Source organism: Haemophilus sp. C1 (genome assembly GCF_001276515.1).
Classification (GTDB): Bacteria; Pseudomonadota; Gammaproteobacteria; order Enterobacterales; family Pasteurellaceae; genus Haemophilus.
Genome location: NZ_LDVZ01000014.1, coordinates 1 through 21921, shown reverse-complemented (window position 1 = coordinate 21921; position 21921 = coordinate 1). Strand labels below are relative to the sequence as shown.

The 21921-nt window shown below is 38.2% G+C and carries 20 protein-coding genes; 11 read left to right on the top strand and 9 right to left on the bottom strand.

Going from position 1 to position 21921, the window contains the following annotated elements; translation table 11 throughout:
* Window positions 1-98: 98 nt before the first annotated feature.
* Genes ABW51_RS06430 through yceD form a run of 4 tightly spaced genes read right to left on the bottom strand, consistent with a single transcriptional unit; the run spans window position 99 to window position 2828 of the window.
* Window positions 99-1049, bottom strand: a complete 951-nt coding sequence (locus ABW51_RS06430; RefSeq protein ID WP_053466051.1) for a beta-ketoacyl-ACP synthase III — start codon at window positions 1047-1049, stop codon at window positions 99-101.
* A 20-nt stretch (window positions 1050-1069) separates the two neighbouring features.
* Window positions 1070-2089: a phosphate acyltransferase PlsX gene (gene plsX, locus ABW51_RS06425; RefSeq protein WP_053466050.1), complete on the bottom strand. Its 1020-nt coding sequence runs from the start codon at window positions 2087-2089 to the stop codon at window positions 1070-1072.
* Window positions 2090-2110: 21 nt separating this feature from the next.
* Window positions 2111-2281 carry a 50S ribosomal protein L32 gene (gene rpmF, locus ABW51_RS06420; protein ID WP_005544470.1) on the bottom strand — a complete coding sequence of 57 codons (171 nt, stop codon included), beginning with the start codon at window positions 2279-2281 and terminating at the stop codon, window positions 2111-2113.
* A gap of 22 nt (window positions 2282-2303) precedes the next feature.
* Window positions 2304-2828: a 23S rRNA accumulation protein YceD gene (yceD, locus tag ABW51_RS06415; protein WP_046942523.1), complete on the bottom strand. Its 525-nt coding sequence runs from the start codon at window positions 2826-2828 to the stop codon at window positions 2304-2306.
* Between the two features lie 377 nt (window positions 2829-3205).
* Between yceD and ABW51_RS09850 the strand changes: the two genes are divergently transcribed.
* From ABW51_RS09850 to ABW51_RS06400, 3 genes are all read left to right on the top strand, one after another.
* Window positions 3206-5956: an autotransporter outer membrane beta-barrel domain-containing protein gene (locus tag ABW51_RS09850; protein WP_082318404.1), complete on the top strand. Its 2751-nt coding sequence runs from the start codon at window positions 3206-3208 to the stop codon at window positions 5954-5956.
* A gap of 149 nt (window positions 5957-6105) precedes the next feature.
* Window positions 6106-6975, top strand: coding sequence for an archaetidylserine decarboxylase (gene asd / locus ABW51_RS06405; RefSeq protein WP_053466077.1), 870 nt, complete (start codon window positions 6106-6108; stop codon window positions 6973-6975).
* Between the two features lie 25 nt (window positions 6976-7000).
* Complete coding sequence (locus tag ABW51_RS06400; protein ID WP_053466049.1) at window positions 7001-7624, top strand: FKBP-type peptidyl-prolyl cis-trans isomerase; 624 nt, start codon at window positions 7001-7003, stop codon at window positions 7622-7624.
* A 62-nt stretch (window positions 7625-7686) separates the two neighbouring features.
* Here ABW51_RS06400 and ABW51_RS06395 read toward each other — a convergent pair whose 3' ends face one another.
* The 5 genes from ABW51_RS06395 to suhB all read right to left on the bottom strand — a co-directional run bounded on the left by ABW51_RS06395 (window position 7687) and on the right by suhB (window position 13375).
* Window positions 7687-8889 (bottom strand): NAD(P)/FAD-dependent oxidoreductase, encoded by a 1203-nt coding sequence (locus ABW51_RS06395; RefSeq protein WP_053466048.1) that lies wholly within the window; start codon window positions 8887-8889, stop codon window positions 7687-7689.
* Window positions 8886-10028: a heme lyase NrfEFG subunit NrfF gene (gene nrfF, locus ABW51_RS06390; RefSeq protein ID WP_053466047.1), complete on the bottom strand. Its 1143-nt coding sequence runs from the start codon at window positions 10026-10028 to the stop codon at window positions 8886-8888. The genes ABW51_RS06395 and nrfF overlap by 4 nt, the downstream gene beginning before the upstream one ends.
* Window positions 10025-10555 carry a DsbE family thiol:disulfide interchange protein gene (locus ABW51_RS06385; protein WP_053466046.1) on the bottom strand — a complete coding sequence of 177 codons (531 nt, stop codon included), beginning with the start codon at window positions 10553-10555 and terminating at the stop codon, window positions 10025-10027. The genes nrfF and ABW51_RS06385 overlap by 4 nt, the downstream gene beginning before the upstream one ends.
* Window positions 10555-12462 carry a heme lyase NrfEFG subunit NrfE gene (nrfE, locus tag ABW51_RS06380; protein WP_053466045.1) on the bottom strand — a complete coding sequence of 636 codons (1908 nt, stop codon included), beginning with the start codon at window positions 12460-12462 and terminating at the stop codon, window positions 10555-10557. The genes ABW51_RS06385 and nrfE overlap by 1 nt, the downstream gene beginning before the upstream one ends.
* A gap of 109 nt (window positions 12463-12571) precedes the next feature.
* Window positions 12572-13375: an inositol-1-monophosphatase gene (gene suhB / locus ABW51_RS06375; protein WP_046941986.1), complete on the bottom strand. Its 804-nt coding sequence runs from the start codon at window positions 13373-13375 to the stop codon at window positions 12572-12574.
* 199 nt (window positions 13376-13574) lie between these two features.
* Here suhB and ABW51_RS06370 point away from each other — a divergent pair, with 199 nt between their 5' ends.
* From ABW51_RS06370 to degS, 8 genes are all read left to right on the top strand, one after another.
* The gene (locus ABW51_RS06370) at window positions 13575-14093 is read left to right on the top strand and encodes a type II secretion system protein (protein ID WP_053466044.1); all 519 of its coding nucleotides are present in this window, start codon (window positions 13575-13577) and stop codon (window positions 14091-14093) included.
* Window positions 14087-14806 (top strand): PulJ/GspJ family protein, encoded by a 720-nt coding sequence (locus tag ABW51_RS06365; protein WP_053466076.1) that lies wholly within the window; start codon window positions 14087-14089, stop codon window positions 14804-14806. The genes ABW51_RS06370 and ABW51_RS06365 overlap by 7 nt, the downstream gene beginning before the upstream one ends.
* The gene (locus ABW51_RS06360; protein WP_053466043.1) at window positions 14803-15486 is read left to right on the top strand and encodes a DUF2572 family protein; all 684 of its coding nucleotides are present in this window, start codon (window positions 14803-14805) and stop codon (window positions 15484-15486) included. Before ABW51_RS06365 ends, ABW51_RS06360 begins: the two co-directional genes overlap by 4 nt.
* Window positions 15479-15766, top strand: coding sequence for a DUF5374 domain-containing protein (locus ABW51_RS06355; RefSeq protein WP_032825578.1), 288 nt, complete (start codon window positions 15479-15481; stop codon window positions 15764-15766). Before ABW51_RS06360 ends, ABW51_RS06355 begins: the two co-directional genes overlap by 8 nt.
* Window positions 15767-15813: 47 nt before the next feature.
* A complete protein-coding gene (gene recC / locus ABW51_RS06350; RefSeq protein WP_053466042.1) occupies window positions 15814-19173 on the top strand; it encodes an exodeoxyribonuclease V subunit gamma in 3360 nt (1119 codons plus the stop codon).
* Between the two features lie 62 nt (window positions 19174-19235).
* On the top strand, window positions 19236-19685 hold the full coding sequence (gene nrdR / locus ABW51_RS06345) for a transcriptional regulator NrdR (RefSeq protein WP_005627362.1): 450 nt from the start codon (window positions 19236-19238) through the stop codon (window positions 19683-19685).
* A gap of 2 nt (window positions 19686-19687) precedes the next feature.
* Window positions 19688-20806 (top strand): bifunctional diaminohydroxyphosphoribosylaminopyrimidine deaminase/5-amino-6-(5-phosphoribosylamino)uracil reductase RibD, encoded by a 1119-nt coding sequence (gene ribD, locus ABW51_RS06340; RefSeq protein WP_053466041.1) that lies wholly within the window; start codon window positions 19688-19690, stop codon window positions 20804-20806.
* Window positions 20807-21829: an outer membrane-stress sensor serine endopeptidase DegS gene (degS, locus tag ABW51_RS06335; RefSeq protein ID WP_053466040.1), complete on the top strand. Its 1023-nt coding sequence runs from the start codon at window positions 20807-20809 to the stop codon at window positions 21827-21829.
* Window positions 21830-21921: the final 92 nt, after the last annotated feature.

The window sequence follows — 21921 nt, the reverse complement described above, 5'->3', positions numbered from 1 at the left end:
AAAGTAGGTCGCCGTCAGGCGAAACCTGACAACAAAATACTAAAAGTGCGGTCAAATTTTACCGCACTTTAAAATCATCAATAATTATATCAAATCAACTAAAATCTCACTAATGCTGAACCCCAAGTCCAACCACCGCCAAAGGCCTCTAATAATAGTAACTGCCCACGTTGAATACGGCCATCTCGAACAGCCTCATCTAAAGCAACAGGCACAGTTGCTGCACTGTTGTTAGCGTATTTATCTAACGTGACCACCACTTGCGACATATCCATTTCTAATTTTTTAGCTGTCGCTGTAATAATACGTAAATTTGCTTGATGTGGCACAAGCCAGTCTAAATCTTTTTTATCTAAATTATTTGCTAAAAGTGTTTCTTCCACCACATCTGAAAGTTCACGAACTGCCAGTTTGAACGTTTCGTTACCTTGCATTTCGATATAACCTGATTTTTCTACACCACGTTCAGGTTGAGCTAAAACAAGGGCATTATGTTTATCTGCTGAAGCATGTAAATGGGTGGAGATAATTCCTTCTTGTTCACTCGCTTCAAGAATGACCGCTCCCGCACCATCACCAAATAGCACAACAGTGCTGCGATCAGTTTCATCTAATTTACGAGAATTGAGATCTGAGCCTATCACTAAGGCTTTTTTCACCTTGCCGGCACGAATAAATTGATCGGCTACGCTCAAGGCATAGACAAAACCAGTACAAGCTGCGGCTAAATCAAAAGAAATCGCATCATCAATATTTAATAAACCTTGCACTTGGCACGCCGCACTTGGATAAGCGTGTGAGTGACTTGTAGTTGCAACAATAATCAGTTCAATATCTTGAGGATTAATCTGGGCAGCTTCGATCGCATTTTTTGCCGCTTCAAATCCCATTGTTGCAACAGTTTCATCTGCCGTTGCGATACGACGTTCACGAATACCGGAACGAGTGACAATCCATTCATCTGATGTATCAACCATTTTTTCTAATTCCGCATTTGTGCGGATGTAGCTTGGTAAATAACTACCAGTAGATAAAATTCTGCTATTCATAATAAATAAAAATTAAGTCATTAATAACGAGCAAGCCCTGCCAAAATTTTTTCTGGAAGTTGCAGGCGGGCTTGTAAGGCAGCATCGGCAATGGCGTGCGCAAAAGCATTCACATTTGCGCTACCGTGACTTTTTACCACCACAGCTTTTAAGCCAATAAGTGATGCGCCATTATATTCATCAGGGTTAATGCGTTTCAAGCGTTGATAACTTTGTTTGAAAAAATAACGCATTATCCACGCCAAAATCGGTTTTAAATGCGATACCTTAGATTGATTTTTAAATAAAGACAACAAATTTTTTGCCGCCCCCTCAAGGGTTTTTAACGCGATATTGCCAGCAAATCCCTCACTAACAATAACATCTACGCGACCATTCAACAAAGCATCACCCTCAATAAAACCAACATAATTAAGTGCAGTAGATTTTTCTAACAAATTTGCGGCTTCGCGAATAGATTGATGTCCCTTAATGGCTTCTACACCAATATTTAATAAACCAATGCGCGGATAAACAAGATGAAGATGATTTTCTGCAAAAATCGCGCCCATTTGTGCAAATTGATAAAGATTTTGCGCATCACATTCTACATTTGCGCCTAAATCTAACATCACCGATTTTTCACCATTTATCGTAGGAATAAATGAAATTAATGCAGGTCGATCAATCCCTTGTAAAGGTTGTAACAAAATTTTTGATAATCCCATTAACGCCCCTGTATTGCCAGCACTCACACAACCTTGCGCCTCACCACGTTGCACGCTTTCTAGTGCTAAACGCATAGACGTTCCCTTGCTATGGCGCAATGCATAAGAAATAGCTTGGTTATTATCAATTTTGTGAGAACAATGTTGAATATGAAGACGATCTAAAAGTGATTGAGGGCAATTTTCAAGTAAAGGGGAAATTTGTTGCTTATCGCCAAACAGAATAAGAAAAAGCATTGGATCTCGTTCCAACGCTAAAAGGGATGCGGGGATAGTAATACGGGGACCAACGTCCCCGCCCATCACATCTAACGCCAAGGTTAGACGGTTCAAGTGAACACCTATAAGTAAAAATTACTTATTGATCACTTTACGACCACGATAGTAACCGTCTGCAGTTACGTGGTGGCGTAAGTGAGTTTCACCGCTTGCTTTATCTACTGATACAGCAGCAGTTGTTAAAGCATCGTGTGAACGACGCATATCACGACGTGAACGAGATTTTTTGTTTTGTTGAACAGCCATTGGCTATACTCCTAAATTTAATTTACTTTTGCTTTAAATTAGCTAATACAGCGAACGGGTTCGGTTTTTTTGCCAATTCTTCCGGCAATTCGCCAAAAACCTGTTCCTGCGCGGACACTTCACAGTGTTCAGATGAATGCATTGGGACAAGCGGTAGAGCTAAAATAAGTTCGTCTTCCACTGTACCAATTAAATCTATTTCGCCAAACGCATTAAATTCGATTGGTTCATAAATTTCGGGCAAGTCATCAGCCTGATCCCAATTAGCCACTGGACTATAAATAAACTCACATTCCAATGTTTGTTTGTAAGGCAAATTACAACGCTGACATTCAAGCTCGACATCAACCTGTACTTTACCTTTCATCACCACTAATTTTTGTGGATCAACATAAAACGATAATGTTACCTGTGCATCGCTAAGCACATTTACTACTGATTCCGCCAAACGCTCAAGCTGATTAGCAGCATAATAGCCAACATAATCAAGCCGTCTTTGAGCATCTTTTATGGGATCAACAGTGAGGGGTAGTTTTACCTTTTGCATAGGGCGTGAATATTACCTGTTGTTTCGAAGATAGTCAAAGAGAAATCGTGGATTTTCTAAAATTTACGCTGTAGCAACCGCACTTTTGATTCAATTTTATAATTTTCATCTTAGTTCACGTCGATTTCATTTACAGGAACGTCCAGAAGCAACGCAATTAACGCGATTAAAAAAACACCGCAAACAGCTCAAAAAAAAAACAATCAAACTAAAATAGGATAAAAAACATACACCGCAAACATAAAAATGATCTAACATAACAAAACTTTTTTTAGCGCATAAAATAATACCCCAAAAAATATCCTACTGAGAACGGTTATCAATGAATAGCCTATCAATACATCTCAAGTAAGAAAATCAAAAGGAACAAAATAACTATGAAATATAAAAAATCGTCGTTTCTCTTTGTTATTTTACTTCTCGTTCAAGCGACAACTGGTGAATCTGCTACTGCGGATGGACTAGTTCTTGAAAAACAAAGGTTCACAGCGGTAGTAGCCACAAAAAATCAAGAAAATAAAGGAAAAGTATTAGATTATAGTGCAAAGGATGAACCGATTAATGCCTTGGTTGTTGCGGCTTATGAAGGGAAAAATGAAGTCACTGTTAAGGGAAATGGTACAGTCAGCGATACTATTGCAAACCAAACTGATGTAGCAGCATCAAAATGGAAAAATTTTGATGGAACGGAAGTGAAAGCACCAGAACACTGGACGATAGTCAAAGAAAAACCTATAGGATATGTGAACGCAAATAGATATAAGTTAGAAAGTAGTGTTGAAAATGCAGGTTTTCTATTAGCCGATAAAAGCTATAAGGGGCATAATGATATTACCTTAGAAAATGTATCGATTAAAACCATAAATTCTAGGCATTCTATCTTTGGAAACCAAACGTTGACCACAGATGGTAAGGGAATGTCTGACACGACAATTACTTTTAAAGGGACGAACTATCTCTTTACAGATGCATCTAAGGTGACTAATAAGGACGAAATAAATGGTATTGAGTTTTTAAAAAACGATAACACTCTGTTTAATGGAAAACAATATAGCCATACCCATATCAAATTAGAGAAGGATTCTACCCTTAATATTTATACAGTATCTGGTACGACAAAAGCGCGTGGGATTGGTACCACCCATTATAAAAATGTAAATATAAAAAATACGGGGACTAGGACAACTGTTATTAATCAAACGGAAATGGATTTTTATGGGGCTGTAAATATCAAGGTAGACCGTGGTAACATGATGAATGCAGAAAATTACGGTGTTTATACAGGGGGGTTACCGGAAAGAGCTGCTAGTAGTGATGAGGAGCCTGAGGAATCTTATGATCGTGTTACTTTCTATGGTGATGTGAAAATAGATGTGCAACCTGTACTTGATGAAAACGGAAAACAAAAATCTATCGGGGATGCGATAAATATAGATAGTAAAAACAGTAAAGTTGAAATTAAAGGAGATGGAAAGGTACAAATCGACGGAGATATTCACGCCCTAAATGGTGGTGAAATGGAGTTAAACTTAAAAAATAAAGATTCTTACTTCCACGGAGAAGCTCATATTGGTAAACAAAAATATAGTGGAGATCCTGATAATCCTAATAATCCGCCTCATGGACAACCTCTGTTTCTAGAAAACCGTGATGGTCCAGATCCTGATAAAGCTAATACTAAATTTAATTTTACCATGACCAATGGTTCACGTTGGGATGCGACGAACACATCGAAAATTAATAATTTTAATATTTCCAATGGTGCAACGGTCAACTTCGTCAATCCTAAGCGGAATATTAATATCTCCGTGGAAAATTTGAAAGGTGATGGTGGTACTTTCAATATGCATGGAAAGATTGCTGATTTTACTAGTGAGAATAAAGGTCAAGGTATAGCTGATAAATTAATCGTTCGTAAATCTAGCGAGGGCGATCATAAAATAATCTATAAAGATGATGGAACTGCGCCTACGAAAGGAAATGAATATATAAAGCTCGTAGAATATGTCACAAAAAATAAAGACGATATTAAAGGGCATTTCAAGTTAATTAATGGCACCACTGATCAAGGGGCCTATGAATTTACATTGACGCGTCCAAATGATTCTAAACTTGTTAAAATTGAAGGTAAAGATGAAAACGAAGTAGTTCGTGATGACTTTTACCTAAATCCTACAGGTCGTTTAAGCACTGGTGCACAAGGTGCGGTAATTTTAGGCGATATTATTTATCAATCTAATTTGACTTTAACTGAAAGTTTACATCAACGCTTAGGCGAAATTCATTTCAATAAAAATATCACCAAACAAAGTCAGATTTGGGCAAAAAATATTGATGGCCAATACGTTAGTAAAGGAAGTATTAAAGTTAGCGGATATACCAATAACTACCTAGGCTTAAAAATTGGCTATGATTGGATAAACGCAAGAGGAAATTGGATAAATTATAATGGTCTCTCATTTGGATATATCAGTTCCGCTGCAAAATCACAAACATATCCAGGCAAAATTAAACTTAATGGCACAGAATTAGGCTTATATTCTTCTTGGTTAAACAAGGAAAACGACTGGTATTTTGATTTCTTTACGAAAGCAATAAGTTATAGTGGCGGTTATGACTTAGTTAGCCCGTCAAAAAAATCGGTTAAATCCCCGACAATACGCACTTTTACTTATATACTTTCCGCAGAAACAGGGAAACGGATTAACTTAAGTGAAACAGCTGAACGTGTAATCTATTTACAACCAGAGGCTCAATTATCCTATCATGCTACAAAAGGATATGATTTCACAGTATCAAACAAGCTAATGGTTGAAACGGAAAAAGTAAGAAGTTTAGTAGGACGAATTGGCTTTAGAGCCGGATTAGATTATTTCAACGAAAAAGAGATTCACCCTTATATTAAACTCATGTATAGACGAGAATTTCTTGGTGAAATGAAATATACGTTTAATAAAGTGGCCGTTGAGAAAATATTAAATAAAGGTAATTGGCTAGAATATGGATTAGGCGTGTCTTATATGAATAAAGCTAAAAATACCCAAGTTTATTTTGAAGCACAAAGCTCAACAATTCACTGCTTCAAACAAAATTGGCAAGCTCATATTGGCATAAGATACTTGTTCTAACTAATATTTTACTGTGGCACACGCTTTCAACGTGTGCCAATTTTTTTACCTAGGCTATTAAAATAACTCCCCCAAAACCACCAAAAAAGTTGGCACATTGATAAAAATTGCTATAATCACGCCTCTTTTTTTAACAAGGAAAGATAATGATGACTTCAAATTCTTATTGGCAACGCTTGAAAGTGGCATTTCAATATGTCATGCCGCAAATTTATTTAACTCAAATTGCAGGCTGGTTTGCTAAACAAAAATGGGGTGTGCTAACCCATGTTGTAATTAAAGCTTTTGTGAAAAAATACAACATTGATATGAGCATTGCGCAAAAAGAACAATTTTCTGATTACGCAAGTTTTAATGAATTTTTTATTCGTCCGTTAAAAGAAAACGCGCGTCCAATTAATCAAAATCCTACCGCACTTTGTTTACCAGCAGACGGTCGCATTAGCGAGTGCGGTCATATTGACGATAATCTTTTATTGCAAGCTAAAGGCCATTTTTTCAGCCTAGAAGACTTACTGGCAGAAGATAAAGAATTAGTGGAAACCTTTAAAAATGGTGAATTTGCCACTACTTATCTTTCTCCTCGTGATTACCACCGAGTGCATATGCCGTGCGATGGCACGCTACGCAAGATGATTTATGTGCCGGGTGATTTATTCTCTGTGAATCCATTTTTAGCCCAACATGTACCCAATTTATTTGCGCGTAATGAACGTGTGATTTGTGTATTTGATACTGAATTTGGCACAATGGTACAAATTTTAGTCGGCGCAACCATCACGGCAAGTATTGGCACCACTTGGGCGGGCGTAATTAATCCACCGCGCCACAACGAAGTAAAAACTTGGACTTATGAAGGCGAAAGTGCGGTCAAATTATTGAAAGGTCAAGAAATGGGTTGGTTCCAACTTGGTTCGACAGTGATTAATTTATTCCAAGCCAATCAAGTGCGTTTGGCTGATCATTTAAGCGTTAATGAACCTGTTCGTATGGGCGAAATCTTGGCATATAAAAAATAATTTTTTAACGAAAGGAAAACATCAAATGAATTTTGAACAAGTAAAATTAGAAAGCGTTTCTGAAAAAGGCAGCTACGGTATTGGTTTGCAAATTGGCCAACAATTAGCCGATAGCCAAATGGAGATCACCGTTGAAGCGGTGGCGAAAGGTATTTTTGACGCATTAAACCATAATCAACCTGCATTAGACATCAATGAGTTAATGCATTCTGTTCAAGCTCTTCAACAACAAGCTGCTGAAGCACAACAAGCACAATTTAAAGCCATTGAAGAAGAAGGCAAAAAATTCTTAGAAGAAAATGCGAAAAAAGCGGGCGTAAACGTAACCGATAGCGGTTTGCAATACGAAATCATGACTGAAGGCAATGGCGCAAAACCAGCTGCAACAGATAAAGTGCGTGTACACTACACTGGTACATTACCAGATGGTACCGTATTCGACAGCTCTGTTGCTCGTGGCACACCAGCTGAATTTCCAGTAAATGGCGTCATCCGTGGTTGGGTTGAAGCATTACAAATGATGCCGGTAGGTTCTAAATGGAAACTCACTATTCCACACGAACTTGCTTATGGTGAACGTGGCGCTGGCGCATCAATTCCGCCATTCTCAACACTCGTATTTGAAGTAGAATTATTAGATATTCTTTAATCTAAAAATAAAAAAGGAGGATATTTTTATCCTCCTAAACCAACAATCTGCAAGTTCTCACTCTATTCCGCAATCGCCACCGCACAAGCATAAGCCGAGCTCCACGCCCACTGGAAGTTATAGCCGCCGAGCCAGCCTGCCACATCCAATACTTCACCAATAAAATACAAACCGCTCACTTGACTGCTTTCCATTGTTTTAGAAGAAATTACTTTAGTATCCACACCGCCCATTGTCACTTCAGCCGTACGATAGCCCTCTGTGCCATTTGGGGTAAATTCCCAGTGATGAATAAAATCCACTAGATTTTTTACCCGCACTTTGCTGATGTTAGCGATAACTTCATCTTGCATAAGGCCTTGTTCAATCCAAAGCTCGAGCAATTTTTTCGGCAATAATCGAACCAAGATGGTTTTCAACATTTGTTTTGGCGAAGATTGTTTTGCTTGATTAATTTCCTCTTCCAAATTGTGGTTCGGTAATAAATCAATTTCTACAGACTCAGTTGGCTGCCAATAATTGGAAATTTGCAATACCGCAGGGCCTGAAATACCACGATGAGTAAATAAAAGCTGGTTGTGAAAAGATTTTCCGCTCTGCGCCGTGATCGTGACTGGCAAGCTAATGCCTGAAAGTGCGGTTAAAAATTTATCTGTTTCTCGATACGTAAAAGGCACTAAACTCGCACGAGGCGGAATAACAGGAATACCAAATTGTTCCGCGATTTGATAGCCAAATGGCGTTGCGCCAAGTCCGGGCATAGAAAGCCCACCTGTGGCAACAATCAAATTTTTACACTGCCATTGGGTTGAATTTACCTGTAAAACAAACCGCTCTTTTTCATCATTTTGAATCCGTTCAACTTGAGAAACTTCGCTACGCAATAAAATCTTAGCACCATATTTATCGCATTCAGATTTCAGCATTTCAACGATTTGTTCTGCGCCATCATCACAAAATAATTGCCCTAATTCCTTTTCGTGATAAGCAATCCCCTGCTCCGCTACTAAAGAAATAAAATCCCAATTGGTATAACGAGCAAGGGCTGATTTGACGAAATGAGGATTTTGTGAAAGGTAATGAGCAGACGTAACCTCTAAATTGGTGAAATTACAAAAGCCACCACCCGACATCAAAATCTTACGTCCGATTTTTTTGCCGTTATCGAAAACTGTCACCGACTTGCCTAACTTAGCCAACTGTGCCGCACAAAATAATCCTGCCGCACCTGCACCAATAATAATATTTTCAGAATATTGGCTCACGGATTTTGCCCTTTTTCACCACGTTGTAAAAAATCCAACATCTTCATTCGTTGAATAACGGAACGACGATCCACTGCCGCATTACCAGAATCTAATAATTGCTGTAAATAGGCACTGGCTTGTTGATATTGGCGATTTTCTAAGGCAATCGTCGCTAACAAAGAAAGACTAGATACTTCATTTTTATCTTTTGCCAAAGCTTCATTTAAAAGTTGCTCGACTTTTGAGGTCACTTGCTGGCCTGCTTGATAATAAAGTGCGGTGGCTGCCAAGCCTAAAATATTAGGTTTACTGCCTAATATTTTTTCCGCGTTAGAATAAGCAATAAGCGCACTATCAAATTCATTATTCTGCACATAGGCTTCCCCAAGTTGAAGCCAAGTTTCCGCATTGTTTGGATCAGTACGCAGTTTATTTTGGATCTTCTCAATCACATTTTCATTTTTGTGTTCATCATTCATTTCAACATTTTGATTATGTTGCTCAATCATTGATTGCTCGCCTTGTTGAACACGACTAAAACGATCAAGAGAAAAATAATAAACAGTTGGAATAGCGATGAGTAAAGTAAAAAGCACAAAATAAATTTTGCTATTTACTTTTCCCTTAGAAAGTTTACTTGGCTCCCCTTGCTTGCGGGGGGAGCTGCCAAAGGCTGAGGGGGGGGGAATTATTTCATCATTCTCTAGTTGTTGTGCAACCACTTTTTCTGAAAACTGTTTTTTTCTATTTGATAAATAAAGCAATGTGGCAGCTAAAATTAAAAGCGCGATTGGCAATAACCATAACAAGGCTGTATTCCATTTGAATGGCGGTTTGTAATTCACAAAATCGCCAAATCTAGCGGTCATTTGATCGATAATTTGCTGATCGGTTTTGCCCTCATCTACCATTTTGTACACTTCAAGACGCAAGTCATAAGCAATTGGAGAATTAGATTCCACCAAATTTTGGTTTTGACATTGTGGGCAGCGTAAAGATTTTGCCAACTCTACGGCGCGAGTACGATCATTTTGATTTTGGAATTGATAGGTATCCACCATTTCCGCTTGGGCGAATAAGGAAAATGCAAATAAAAGTGCGGTTGCAAAAACAAACGTTTTTTGAACTCGAGTAAAAATATCTAATAGGCTTTTCATTTGTTCTTCAATGCTTCAATTTTTGGCAAAAATACCGTTTGCCAAGTTTCTTTATCCAGTAAACCAGAATGACGATAACGAATCACACCATTTTCATCCACAAGATAAGTTTCTGGCGCGCCATCCACGCCCAATTTTAATCCCAATTCACCATGACTATCATCAATGGTCAAGACGAACGGATTGCCCATTCGCTTAAGCATTTCAATGCCATTTTGAGGATTATCGCGATAATCCACGCCCACCATAGGCAAGTTTTTTGCAATCTCAATCAACAGCGGATGCTCTTCCTTGCAATAACCACACCAACTGCCCCACACATTTAATAAAAATAGCTGTTTAGGAAAATCTTTCGGGCTTACGATTTGCGATGGCTCATGTAAATTAGCCTGATAAAACTCTGGAACAGGTTTATCAATTAAAGCCGACGCAATTTTTTTCGGATCTTGATTTAACCCTGCGATTAATAATACACACACGCCTAAAAGCACAAAGAGCGGTGCAAAAAAGAGAAGTTTTTTGTTCATTATTTTTCCTGTTTTCTGCGTAATCCGAAGAAGCTAAAAAGTGCGCCAAAGGCCATTAAAATACCGCCAGCCCAAAGCCAACGAATCAGTGGTTTGTAGTGTAAGCGGAAAGTAAATTCCCCTTTGCCGAGAGAATCGCCCATCACAATATATAAATCGCCCCAGAAACCACCATCAAGCCCCACTTCACTCATTGTCATTGTACGAACATCGTAATAACGGCGTTCGGGGATAATTTCTGCATAAGGTTTACCATTTTCAGTTACGTCAAAAAAAGCAACTTCTGCCGTAAAGTTTGGCCCGATTTCATTAGAAAATTGACGATAGTGAAATTCATATTGCCCCAACGTTTGGCTTTGTTGCGGGGCTAAACGCACACCAATTTCACTGCCAAAATAACCGCTCATCACCGCACTGATAGTCACAATCGCCACACCACAGTGTGCTAAAATCATACCAAATTGAGACAAACGAATTTGTCGCCAATTTTGCCATAAAGTGACTAACAAAAGCCAAATTGCAAGAGTTAATAACACAAAGGCGAAAGTGTGAAAATTCAACGCCGAATTATGGCGTAGCTGTTGCCAAATAATCAAGCCAGCAAGAATTAAAGATGGAATAAGCAACCATACACAACGTATCAATAATGCGCGATCAAATTGCCCCTTACGTATGCTAAGTGCAATTACCATTAAGATTAAAATCGCCGTAATAATAGGAAAGAAAATACTATTAAAATAAGGACCTCCCACCGAAATTGAGCCCCAATTCATCGCTTGGAATAACATGGGGTAAAAGGTGCCTAAAAAGGTAGAAACCGTCGCAATGGTCAGCAAAATATTCAACAATAAAATGCCACCAGATTTAGAAACGAACTGAAATTTCACCACACTTTCTGATGAACTGCCCGCTCGTAAGGCGAATAATCCAAAGGCTAACACCGTCAAAACAAAGAAAATTAATAACAACACATAACCGCGCGTGTTATCCAATGCAAAAGCATGCACAGAAGTGAGTGCGCCAGAACGAACAATAAACGTGCCTAATACGCTAAAGGCAAAAGCAAGCAGAGAAAAAAGCGTTGTCCAATAACTAAATACGCCTTGTTTTTCCGTTGCCATTAAACTGTGTAATAACGCCAAACCAAGCAACCAAGGCATTAAAGACGCATTTTCTACGGGATCCCAGAACCACCAACCGCCCCAGCCGAGCTCGTAATATGCCCACCAAGCACCAAGCACAATGCCAATGGTTAAAAATAACCAAGAAAACAACACCCAGCCACGCATTGAACGTGCAATTTTCCGCGCTGACTGGTTATAAATCAACGCACTCAAACTCATTGCAAAATTCACCGCAAAGCCCACATAGCCAACATATAACAATGGTGGATGGAAAATTAATCCCACATCTTGCAACATTGGATTAAGATCGCGCCCTTCTGCTGGTGCAGGGAAAATACGTCCAAATGGATTGGAATAAAATAAGATAAATGCTGCAAAACCGAAGCAAATCAATCCCAATAAAGATAAAGATTGAGCGGAAAAAGTGCGGTCATTTTTTCGATTAAAAAAAGCAAAAGCAGCAAGCCATAAACTCAATGAAAATAACCAAAACAACATTGAACCTTCATGCCCGCCCCAAGTGGCAGCCACTTTAAAAAATGTAGGTAATTGGGAATTAGAATGTGCCGCTACATATTCAAGGGTAAAGTCATCTACCGCAAAAGAATAAGCAAGCAAACCAATTGAGAATGTCGTCGCAAGGGTAAAAATATAACTAAGCGGCCAGGCGGCATTAATTAAAGTAGGATTTTTTTTGAATAACCCAAATTGAGGCACTAACGCAAGAAAAAACGCGCTAGCTGTTGCGAGTAAAAGAAGGAAAAAGCCAAGTTCTGGAAGCATAATATCGTCGTTTTTTTCGTTGATGCGCAGATAAAGTCGCTAATCAAGTATGTTTCATTAATAAAATTAAAAATAGCACCTTAAATAGGTGCTATTGTGCTTATAAAAATTAATGATTAAATTCAGCACCTAAACAAGGACGAATTTTATTTAACATTTCTTTTATTACGCGTGATGGGGCTGCGATGATATTACCGCTGCGTAAGTAGCCGTTACCTGCATCAAAATCACAGACTAAACCACCCGCTTCACGCACGATTAAATCGCCTGCTGCGCAATCCCAGGCTTTTAAGCCCATTTCAAAATAGCCATCAATACGGTTTGACGCCACATAGCATAAATCCAATGCTGCAGAACCAGTGCGACGGAAATCCGCAGCATCTTCAATTAAGGCATTCATCATTGCAAATTGAGTTGGCATTAATTTTGGTTGTTTGAATGGGAAACCAGTCGCTAAAATTGAACCTTGAATTTCGCGTTTACTATCTACACGCAAACGTACTTCGTTTAATTTTGCGCCTTCACCACGCACAGCGGTAAATAATTCATTACGGATTGGATCGTAAACAACCCCGACTTCAGTGCGATTTTTTACACGAATTGCGATAGACACGGCAAAATGAGGAAGGCCCGTCATAAAATTGCGGGTACCATCTAGTGGATCAATCACCCATTGTACATCGCTATCTTTGCCTTCAAGCGCACCTGTTTCTTCGCTAATGATGGTGTGGTCAGGATAAGATTTACGAATAATTTCAATGATTTCTGCTTCTGCCGCTTTATCAACGTTTGTCACATAATCATTAATACCTTTTTGTGTGCTTTCGATAGCATCACGGCGTTCATAATTTTTAGCAATCACATTGCCCGCTTTTCGTGCCGCGCGAATGGCGATATTTAACATTGGATTCATATTTCCACCAGATTTTAAAGAACAGAAAAATTCCGCGCCATTATAGCGAGATTTGCCAAAATAACCAGTTGAAAATTATAAAACAATGGTTTTTATAGGTTTTCAGGAAAAGTTTGCGATACAGATCGCAAAAATAGCATGAAGTGATTTTTCCATTAATTATTTACCATTAAAGTGCGGTAGAAAATTGGAGAGTTTTATGCAGAAAGGTGTGACATTAGTGGAATTATTGATTGGGTTAGCAATCATCAGCATTGCGCTGAATTTTGCCGTGCCATTATGGCAAACAGATTCACCTAAAACGATTTTAGCCAAAGAGCAACATCACCTATATTTATTTCTACGCCAAATTCAAGCACGGGCTGAAAATTCATCGGAAGTGTGGTTTTTACTTATCAATCGTAACCTTGCGACACAACAATGGTGCTTAACGGCACAAGTAAAAAATGATCAAACTTGCGATTGTTTAAACCCAACAAACTGCCCGAAAGAGGTTTATGCTCATTTTTACTATCCTTATTTCCCTAAAAAAACGATGATTCAAAGCCAGTACCTTTATCCTAAAGAAATTACAAGATTTTATGGGGCTCGTAATACGAGTGTTACTCGTTGTTTTATTCTACAAGCGGAAAATGAACGTACATTATTTTCATTTTTCAATGTTGGCAGTATTCGTTTGAAAACCAATCAAGCGGCTAGTGCATGCAATCAATCATGAAAACATTATTAAAAGGGCAAACCCTATTAGCACTGATGATTTCTATGGCGTTATCGTCTTTATTATTGCTGAGCATTTCGCATTTTTATGTGCAAATACAAACGCAAAATCAACAGATGTTATTGCATTTAAAACTACAAGCAGAATTACAACGAACATTACAGCTTATTGGTAAAGATCTTCGTCGATTAGGATTTAGAGCATTAAATACAAAAGGAAAAGAAAGCAATTTATCTTTATTTGAATTAGATGAACAAGGCACGTCCATTTTCATTAGCCAAGAAGATAACGCCCCACTTAATAGTTGCGTGTTGTTCTTTTATGATTTAAATAAAAATGGCTGTATTGGCAAAGATTCACCGAAAACCTGTATGAAAAATGGGAAAAATACATCTAAAAACAGTACAGAAGAATTATTCGGTTATAAAGTGAGTAACAAAATGATAAAAACCAAACTGACTTATCAAAGTGTTATTCCAACTAATTGCACAGCAGAAACTTGTAAACGAGCTTTTCAACAATCGGCTTGCAACGCTGGGGGAGGTTGGACGGATTTATTAGACAATAATGAATACGAAGTCACTACCCTACAATTTAATTGGTTAATCGAAGGAAAAGGATTAGAAATTAAGCTGAAAGGAAATTTAAAACAAACCCCAAACATCAGTTATGAAACCTCCCTTGTCGTTGCGCTCTGGAATCAAAAACAATGAGAATACAAAAAGGCATTATTACGCTGACTATTCTGATTTTTATTTCAGGTTTATTAACCGTAATCTTATTGTTGGATGACAGTCATTTAAGTTTTTTTCGTGTACAACAAAATCAACGAAAACACTATGTGGAAAGAACATTACAACTGCAAAAAATGACAGAGGAGAAAAAACAAACTGCCTGCCTTGATTTACCGTTAAGTAATAATGAAAGTGTAAAGCAAATCAGCATCACGCTTGATGGTGCCACCGATGCAATTCAATATTTTCTTTGGTGTGAAAGAATGAGCCTATTTAAAAAATCACCTACACGAGGCGATAATCAAGGTGCATTGAAAGATTTTATTCACACAGAAAAACTAACGGATTTTCGACCGCACTTTTCTTCTCCGCCCAAAAGTTTAAACTCTAATAAAACACCTAAACTTTATTGGTTTTCAGATTCTCAAGTGGAAGTTGAAATTAATGGCACTGTGTCTGCTGTATTAATTGCAGAGGGAGATTTAAAACTAACGGGCAAAGGGAGGATTAGTGGCGCGGTGATCACCAACGGAAATTTAACTTTAGATGGCGTGACTTTAGCCTATGGCAAACCGGTTGTAACAACCTTAGTGCAACAATATAGTCAATGGCAGTTGGCAGAAAAAAGTTGGAGTGATTTTAATGTTCCAGATGAATAAAGGCATGTCGCTCACTACCCTATTATTTTCTTTGGCTTTATTTAGCGTTTTATTTATTGCTTTCAATCAATGGACGGCAAGCCAAAGAAAAAGTGCGGTGAAAACTTATCAAGATTTTCAGGCGATACAAGTTGCGGAGAATCAAGCTCAACGCCAATTTTTAGGGTTACCTTGTGAACAATTAATACAACAAAATGGCTTAACTTTTCGTGTTCAATGTCAAAACGAACGCGTGATTGTGCGTTATCCTATGGGTGAAATTTCGATAAAAACTAAGTAAAATGGGGCTTGTCTTTTTCTAAATCAAATCCTCAAAAGGTCGCCATTGTGTTCATTGTTTACTACTCTAATCAACTCGAAAAACAAAAAGAAATTCTTTCTTCCTTATTCAAATCTTTACCGCCGGAAGATCCTTTTCAACAAGATATTATCTTGGTTCAAAGCCCGGGTATGGCGCAATGGCTGCAAATTGAATTAGCGAAAGAAACAGGCATTTCAGCGAACCTAAAATTTCCTATGCCAGCAAGTTTTATTTGGCAACTTTATGCTCAAAACTTACCTGCAACGGCATTGGAAAACCCTTTTGATAAAGATTCAATGACATGGCGCTTAATGCGATTAATCCCGACTTTTCTCGAGAAAGAAAGTTTTTCACCTTTACGCAATTATTTAGCGTCCTCGCCACATTCTGAACAATACAAACTTTATCAACTCAGCAGCAAAATTGCTGATTTATTTGACCAATATTTGGTTTATCGACCTGAATGGATTTTTGCTTGGGAAAAAGGCGAAGATGAACAAATCACTGCTCAAATACAAAAACAACAACCTAACCTCAACAATACGTTGTTTGAGCAAATTCAAGGCAATACAAAATGGCAAGGTGAGTTATGGCGTGCATTGGTCGTTGATGTTAAATCAGATGTTGGTGATGCCACCCATCGGGCAGCTTTGCATAATCAGTTCTTAGCCTTGCTTGCGGATAAAAAAGCACCGAAAAAATTACCTTCACGCATATTTATTTTTGGTATTCCTGCGCTTCCAACTGCTTATCTCAATATTTTGCAAGCCATGTCATCAGAAGTGGATATTCATTTATTTTTTAATAATCCATGCCAAGAATATTGGGGAGATATTAGCGATTTACGCCTCGATTATTTGCGTTCTCGTCAGCGTTATCAATTCAATAAACAAGATGAAAATCAACCGCTCTTTTCCGAAGATCAACTTTCTCAACTAGAAAACGCTCAGTTTGATGTCACTTATCAAAATGAAAACCTTCAAGTAGGCAATCCGTTACTGGCGGCTTGGGGAAAAATGGGGCGAGATTTTCTTTACACATTAGTGCGAGATGAAGAACATATTCCAACTTATCCCGTCAATGCCTATCAAGAAATTAATACAAAGGGTTTACTTGGACAATTGCAATCTCAAATTCTGCATTTAGAAAATAAACCGCTAAATATCGCAAAAAATGACCGCACTTTAACCCTACATTCTTGCCACAGTGCTATGCGGGAAGTGGAAGTATTGCACGATTATTTACTGGATTTATTCAATCAAGATCCTAACCTTACGCCAAAAGATGTGGTTGTTATGGTGGCTGATATTAACCAATACACACCTTATATTCAGGCAGTTTTCGGGCAAAAAAATGGAGATGCCCCACAAATTCCATTTTCACTTTCGGATAATAAACTTTCAGAAAGCGATGTGTTGGTATCAAGTTACTTAACTTTATTACGATTAAAAGAAAGCAATTTTAGTGCAGAGGATGTCTTAGCGTTGTTGGATATTCCTGCGATGCGAGAACGATTTAATATTTCTCTTGCTGATTTGCCATTAGTGCGAGAATGGGTGGCGGATTCTGGGATTCGTTTCGGTTTGCAAAAAAATCAAGATGGCATCAATTTCAATTCTTGGCAGGCTGGATTAGAAAGAATGATGTTAGGCTATGCGATGCGTGAAGAGCAGGGTATTTGGCAAGATAGTCTGGGCTTAAACAGCAGCTATGGCTTAAAGGGTGAACTTGCTGGAAATTTATCTCACTTTTTCACCGCACTTTCCGCACTACATGAAACGCTGCAACAAGCACATTCCATCGAAAAATGGCAAGAAATTTTAACCGCACTTTTATCAGATTTCTTCATACAAAATGAAGACACTAGCGACACGATTTTCTATATTCAAGAGAAAATTAATGAATTAGCTGAGCATCTAAAAATGCTCCATTTTACTGAAGAATTACAAGCAGATGTGATTGCCGATGTCATCACAATGAAATTGGAAGATGCGCCAAATAGCCTCAAATTCCTTGCAGGAAAAGTAAACTTCTGCACCTTATTACCAATGCGTTCTGTACCATTCAAAGTAGTTTGTTTACTTGGAATGAATGATGCGGATTACCCTAGAACACAAACACCAAACAGTTTTGATTTAATGCAATATCATCATCAAAAAGGCGACCGTGTTCGTCGTGATGATGATCGTTATTTGTTCTTAGAGGCCTTATTAGCCGCACGTAATTATTGCTATATCAGCTATGTTGGGCGTTCCATTACAGATAATCAACCGAAAGAACCATCTGTATTGGTAAGCCAACTCGTGGATTATATTAATCAAGGTCAAAGTGAAAATGTCCTTACTGTCATTGAACATCCAATGACCGCATTTAGCCCAGATAATTTCAAATATAACGAAAAATTTATCCGCTCTTTTGCGACAAAATGGTTGCCAATAGCGCAATTTGACGCGACAGCTAGCAATTCAGAATTTGCCGTCACGATGACAGAAAACCCAGAAAAAATCGAAGAAATTGAACTGGATCGTTTAGTCAGCTTTGTTGAAAACCCTGTGAAATTTTTCTTTGAAAAACAACTCGGTGTCTATTTCCGTGATGAAGATGATCGTATTGCCGACAGTGAAAACTTTACCTTAAGCGGATTAGATAATTACGCGCTCAATAATGACTTAATCTATCTTGATGAACAAAATTTTGCTGATTATTTTAGACAAGCAGAAGTTAAAGGCGTATTACCTCGAGCCGAATTTGGAAAAGTTTATGCTGAAAATATTCGCAACAATGTTCTAGAATTTAAAGAGAAAATAGCGGATCTTGGCGAGCCTAAACAGGCTTCTATAGATTTTAATATTGCCGTAGATTGGCAAAATAAAAATCAAGAAATTCGTCTATTTGGTTATATGGAGCCTTTATTTGGCGATGATTCACAGGTAATTCAGTGGCATTTTGCGAAATACAAAGATCGCTATTGTATCCGTCCTTGGATTTATTATTTGATTCAATGTGTCACACAAGAAAATGCGATACCACCACAATTAATTACGCAAGATCAAGTTATCGAATTACCGCCTATAGAGCGTGAAACCGCTCTCGCTCAATTACAAACTTACGTAAAAGATTATTTACAAAGCCAAATAGAAATCCAATTGGTACCAACAGTAAGAAATATAAGTGATTTTATTGTGAGTGATGAAAATTCTGTTTCTGAAAAACTTCAGGAATTAACTGAAAGTAATAGTTTCGGGTCAAAAGCCGATCTATATTGGTCACGCATATTGGCGCAGACCTCAAGATTTAAACAACCTGAAAATATTGAAAAATTATTAAAACAAACAAAAGATTGGTTTGGCTTATTATTCGTACAAAAGAAGACAAGAAAGGCATAAAGCTAATCGTCAAAGAACCGATTTTTTGCTAAGATAACTGCCCTTTTTACGGAGAATTGTCTATGCGCTGTCCATTTTGTTTTACAGAAGAAACCAAGGTAATTGATAGCCGTTTGGTATCGGATGGCTATCAGGTTCGCCGTCGTCGTGAGTGTGGCCATTGTCATGAGCGTTTTACCACCTTTGAAACAGCCGAATTAATCGTACCAAAAATTATTAAAACTGACGGCACTCGAGAACCGTTCAATGAAGATAAATTACGCAGTGGTATTCAGCATGCGTTGGAAAAACGCCCTGTAAGTGCGGATGATGTTGAACAAGCAATTAACCATATAATTTTTCAATTACGCGCGACGGGTGAACGTGAAGTACCAAGTAAACTGGTTGGAAAACTCGCGATGAATGAGTTAAAAAAACTCGATAAAGTGGCTTATATTCGTTTTGCATCGGTCTATTTGAGTTTCGATAACATTAATCAATTCACCAAAGAAATTGAGAGCTTAAAGGATTAACCATGAGCGAATTTTCCGCACAAGATCACAAATTTATGCAACGTGCCTTGGATTTAGCCGCCAAAGGGCAATATACCACCACACCAAATCCATCGGTAGGATGCGTATTGGTAAAAAATGGTGAAATTGTGGGGGAAGGCTTTCATTTTAAAGCAGGGCAACCTCATGCTGAACGTGTTGCCTTAGCTCAAGCGGGTGAAAATGCCAAAGGAGCAACCGCTTACGTCACCTTAGAGCCCTGCTCTCATTATGGTCGCACACCGCCTTGTGCATTAGGATTAATCGAGGCTGGTATAGTGAAAGTCATTGCAGCTATGCAAGATCCGAATCCTCAAGTCGCAGGAAAAGGTTTGAAAATGTTGTCTGATGCTGGCATCGAAAGTTCGGTGAATTTATTGAACGATCAAGCGGAAAAAATAAATAAAGGCTTTTTAAAACGAATGCGTCAAAGTATGCCTTTTGTTCAACTCAAACTCGCGATGAGTTTAGATGGGCGAACTGCAATGGCAAGTGGAGAAAGTAAATGGATTACGGGCCCAGATGCTCGTTCGGACGTACAAAAAATGCGTGCAAAATCATCCGCACTTTTATCCACTTCTGCGACAGTACTTGCAGATGATCCAAGCCTTAATGTACGCTGGGATGAATTTCCTGAAAATCTTAAAACAGAATATAAAAAAGAAGATCTTCGCCAGCCTGTACGAGTCATTTTAGATTCACAACATCGCATTCAACCGACTCATAAACTTTTTTTAACGCATTCTCCCGTTTGGTTAGTTTCAAGTGAGGCGCGTGATTTAACAGATTTTCCTGATTTTTGTGAACAAATTATTCTTCCTAAAGAAAATTTACTAAAAGAATTAATGCGAGAACTGGGAAAACGACAAATAAATACCCTTTGGGTAGAAGCTGGAGCAAATTTAGCGGGTAGTTTAATTGATGCGAAATTAGTGGATGAATTGATTATTTACGTTGCGCCCAAATTACTTGGCGACAATGCTCGTGGTCTATGCCAATTACCGAATTTAACTAAACTTGCCGATGCACCACTATGGCAACTTAATGAATTAGAACAAATCGGTGACGATATAAAATTAACTTACATACCGAAAGGAACCTAAATGCTTAAAAAACTTTTCCATTCCGCACTTTGGGGCTTGGCTGCTGCGGGCGTGATTTTGTTTGCGGTTCCAAGACTGAATAACAGCAACATCTTCACTACTGATGATATTGTATCATTCAAAAATGCGGTGCGTATTGCTTCTCCAGCAGTAGTAAATGTTTATAACCGCTCTTTTTCTTCCGCCAGCATTAATGATAATGATCAGCTACAAGTGAATAACTTAGGTTCTGGCGTGATTATGAGTAAAGATGGCTATATTCTGACTAATAAACACGTTATCCAAAATGCGGATCAAATTGTAGTAGCGTTGCAAAACGGAAATATTTTTGAGGCCAGTCTTGTTGGTTCAGATAACCTCACTGATCTCGCTGTTCTCAAAATTCGTGCAAATAATCTTTCAACCATACCACAAAATTCAAATCGTCAAGCTCATGTCGGTGATGTGGTATTAGCAATTGGTAATCCCTACAACTTAGGACAAAGTGTGTCTCAAGGTATTATTAGCGCAGTGGGACGTAATGCTGTAGGTGATTCTGTTGGCAGACAAAACTTTATCCAAACCGATGCTTCAATTAACCGCGGCAACTCAGGCGGCGCATTAATTAATTCTGCAGGGGAATTAGTTGGAATCAGCACCCTTAGTATTGGCAAAACCGCCAATGAAATAGCAGAAGGACTAAATTTTGCCATTCCAATGGATATTGCAAATGATGTTTTACAGAAAATTATACGAGATGGGCGTGTGATTCGAGGTTATTTTGGTGTGCAAAGTGATATTAGTTCAAGTAATGAAGAAGGCATAGTGATTACAGGTGTAAGCCCGAACAGTCCTGCAGCGAAATCAGGTATTCATGTTGGCGATGTGATTTTGAAATTAAATAATCAAGAAGGCATTTCAGCCCGAGAAATGATGCAAATTATCGCAAATACAAAACCTAATTCAAAAGTTCTCGTCACCATTCTACGATTAGGCAAAATTTTACAACTTCCTGTTGTCATTGAAGAATTTCCGGTAAATTAAAGGTGGATAAAAATCCACCTTTTCAAACAATTCAATAATATAAATTAGAAGCGATAAGATACGCCTAAATTATATCGAATATCACGATAATT

Coding starts and splice junctions, on each gene's coding strand:
- ABW51_RS09850 (WP_082318404.1), top strand. CDS start 3,206: ATGAAATATAAAAAATCGTCGTTTCTCTTTGTTATTTTACTTCTCGTT.
- yceD (WP_046942523.1), bottom strand. CDS start 2,828: ATGCAAAAGGTAAAACTACCCCTCACTGTTGATCCCATAAAAGATGCT.
- asd (WP_053466077.1), top strand. CDS start 6,106: ATGACTTCAAATTCTTATTGGCAACGCTTGAAAGTGGCATTTCAATAT.
- nrfF (WP_053466047.1), bottom strand. CDS start 10,028: ATGAAAAGCCTATTAGATATTTTTACTCGAGTTCAAAAAACGTTTGTT.
- ABW51_RS06355 (WP_032825578.1), top strand. CDS start 15,479: ATGAATAAAGGCATGTCGCTCACTACCCTATTATTTTCTTTGGCTTTA.
- ribD (WP_053466041.1), top strand. CDS start 19,688: ATGAGCGAATTTTCCGCACAAGATCACAAATTTATGCAACGTGCCTTG.
- rpmF (WP_005544470.1), bottom strand. CDS start 2,281: ATGGCTGTTCAACAAAACAAAAAATCTCGTTCACGTCGTGATATGCGT.
- ABW51_RS06400 (WP_053466049.1), top strand. CDS start 7,001: ATGAATTTTGAACAAGTAAAATTAGAAAGCGTTTCTGAAAAAGGCAGC.
- nrdR (WP_005627362.1), top strand. CDS start 19,236: ATGCGCTGTCCATTTTGTTTTACAGAAGAAACCAAGGTAATTGATAGC.
- ABW51_RS06370 (WP_053466044.1), top strand. CDS start 13,575: ATGCAGAAAGGTGTGACATTAGTGGAATTATTGATTGGGTTAGCAATC.
- ABW51_RS06430 (WP_053466051.1), bottom strand. CDS start 1,049: ATGAATAGCAGAATTTTATCTACTGGTAGTTATTTACCAAGCTACATC.
- suhB (WP_046941986.1), bottom strand. CDS start 13,375: ATGAATCCAATGTTAAATATCGCCATTCGCGCGGCACGAAAAGCGGGC.
- ABW51_RS06360 (WP_053466043.1), top strand. CDS start 14,803: ATGAGAATACAAAAAGGCATTATTACGCTGACTATTCTGATTTTTATT.
- ABW51_RS06385 (WP_053466046.1), bottom strand. CDS start 10,555: ATGAACAAAAAACTTCTCTTTTTTGCACCGCTCTTTGTGCTTTTAGGC.
- nrfE (WP_053466045.1), bottom strand. CDS start 12,462: ATGCTTCCAGAACTTGGCTTTTTCCTTCTTTTACTCGCAACAGCTAGC.
- degS (WP_053466040.1), top strand. CDS start 20,807: ATGCTTAAAAAACTTTTCCATTCCGCACTTTGGGGCTTGGCTGCTGCG.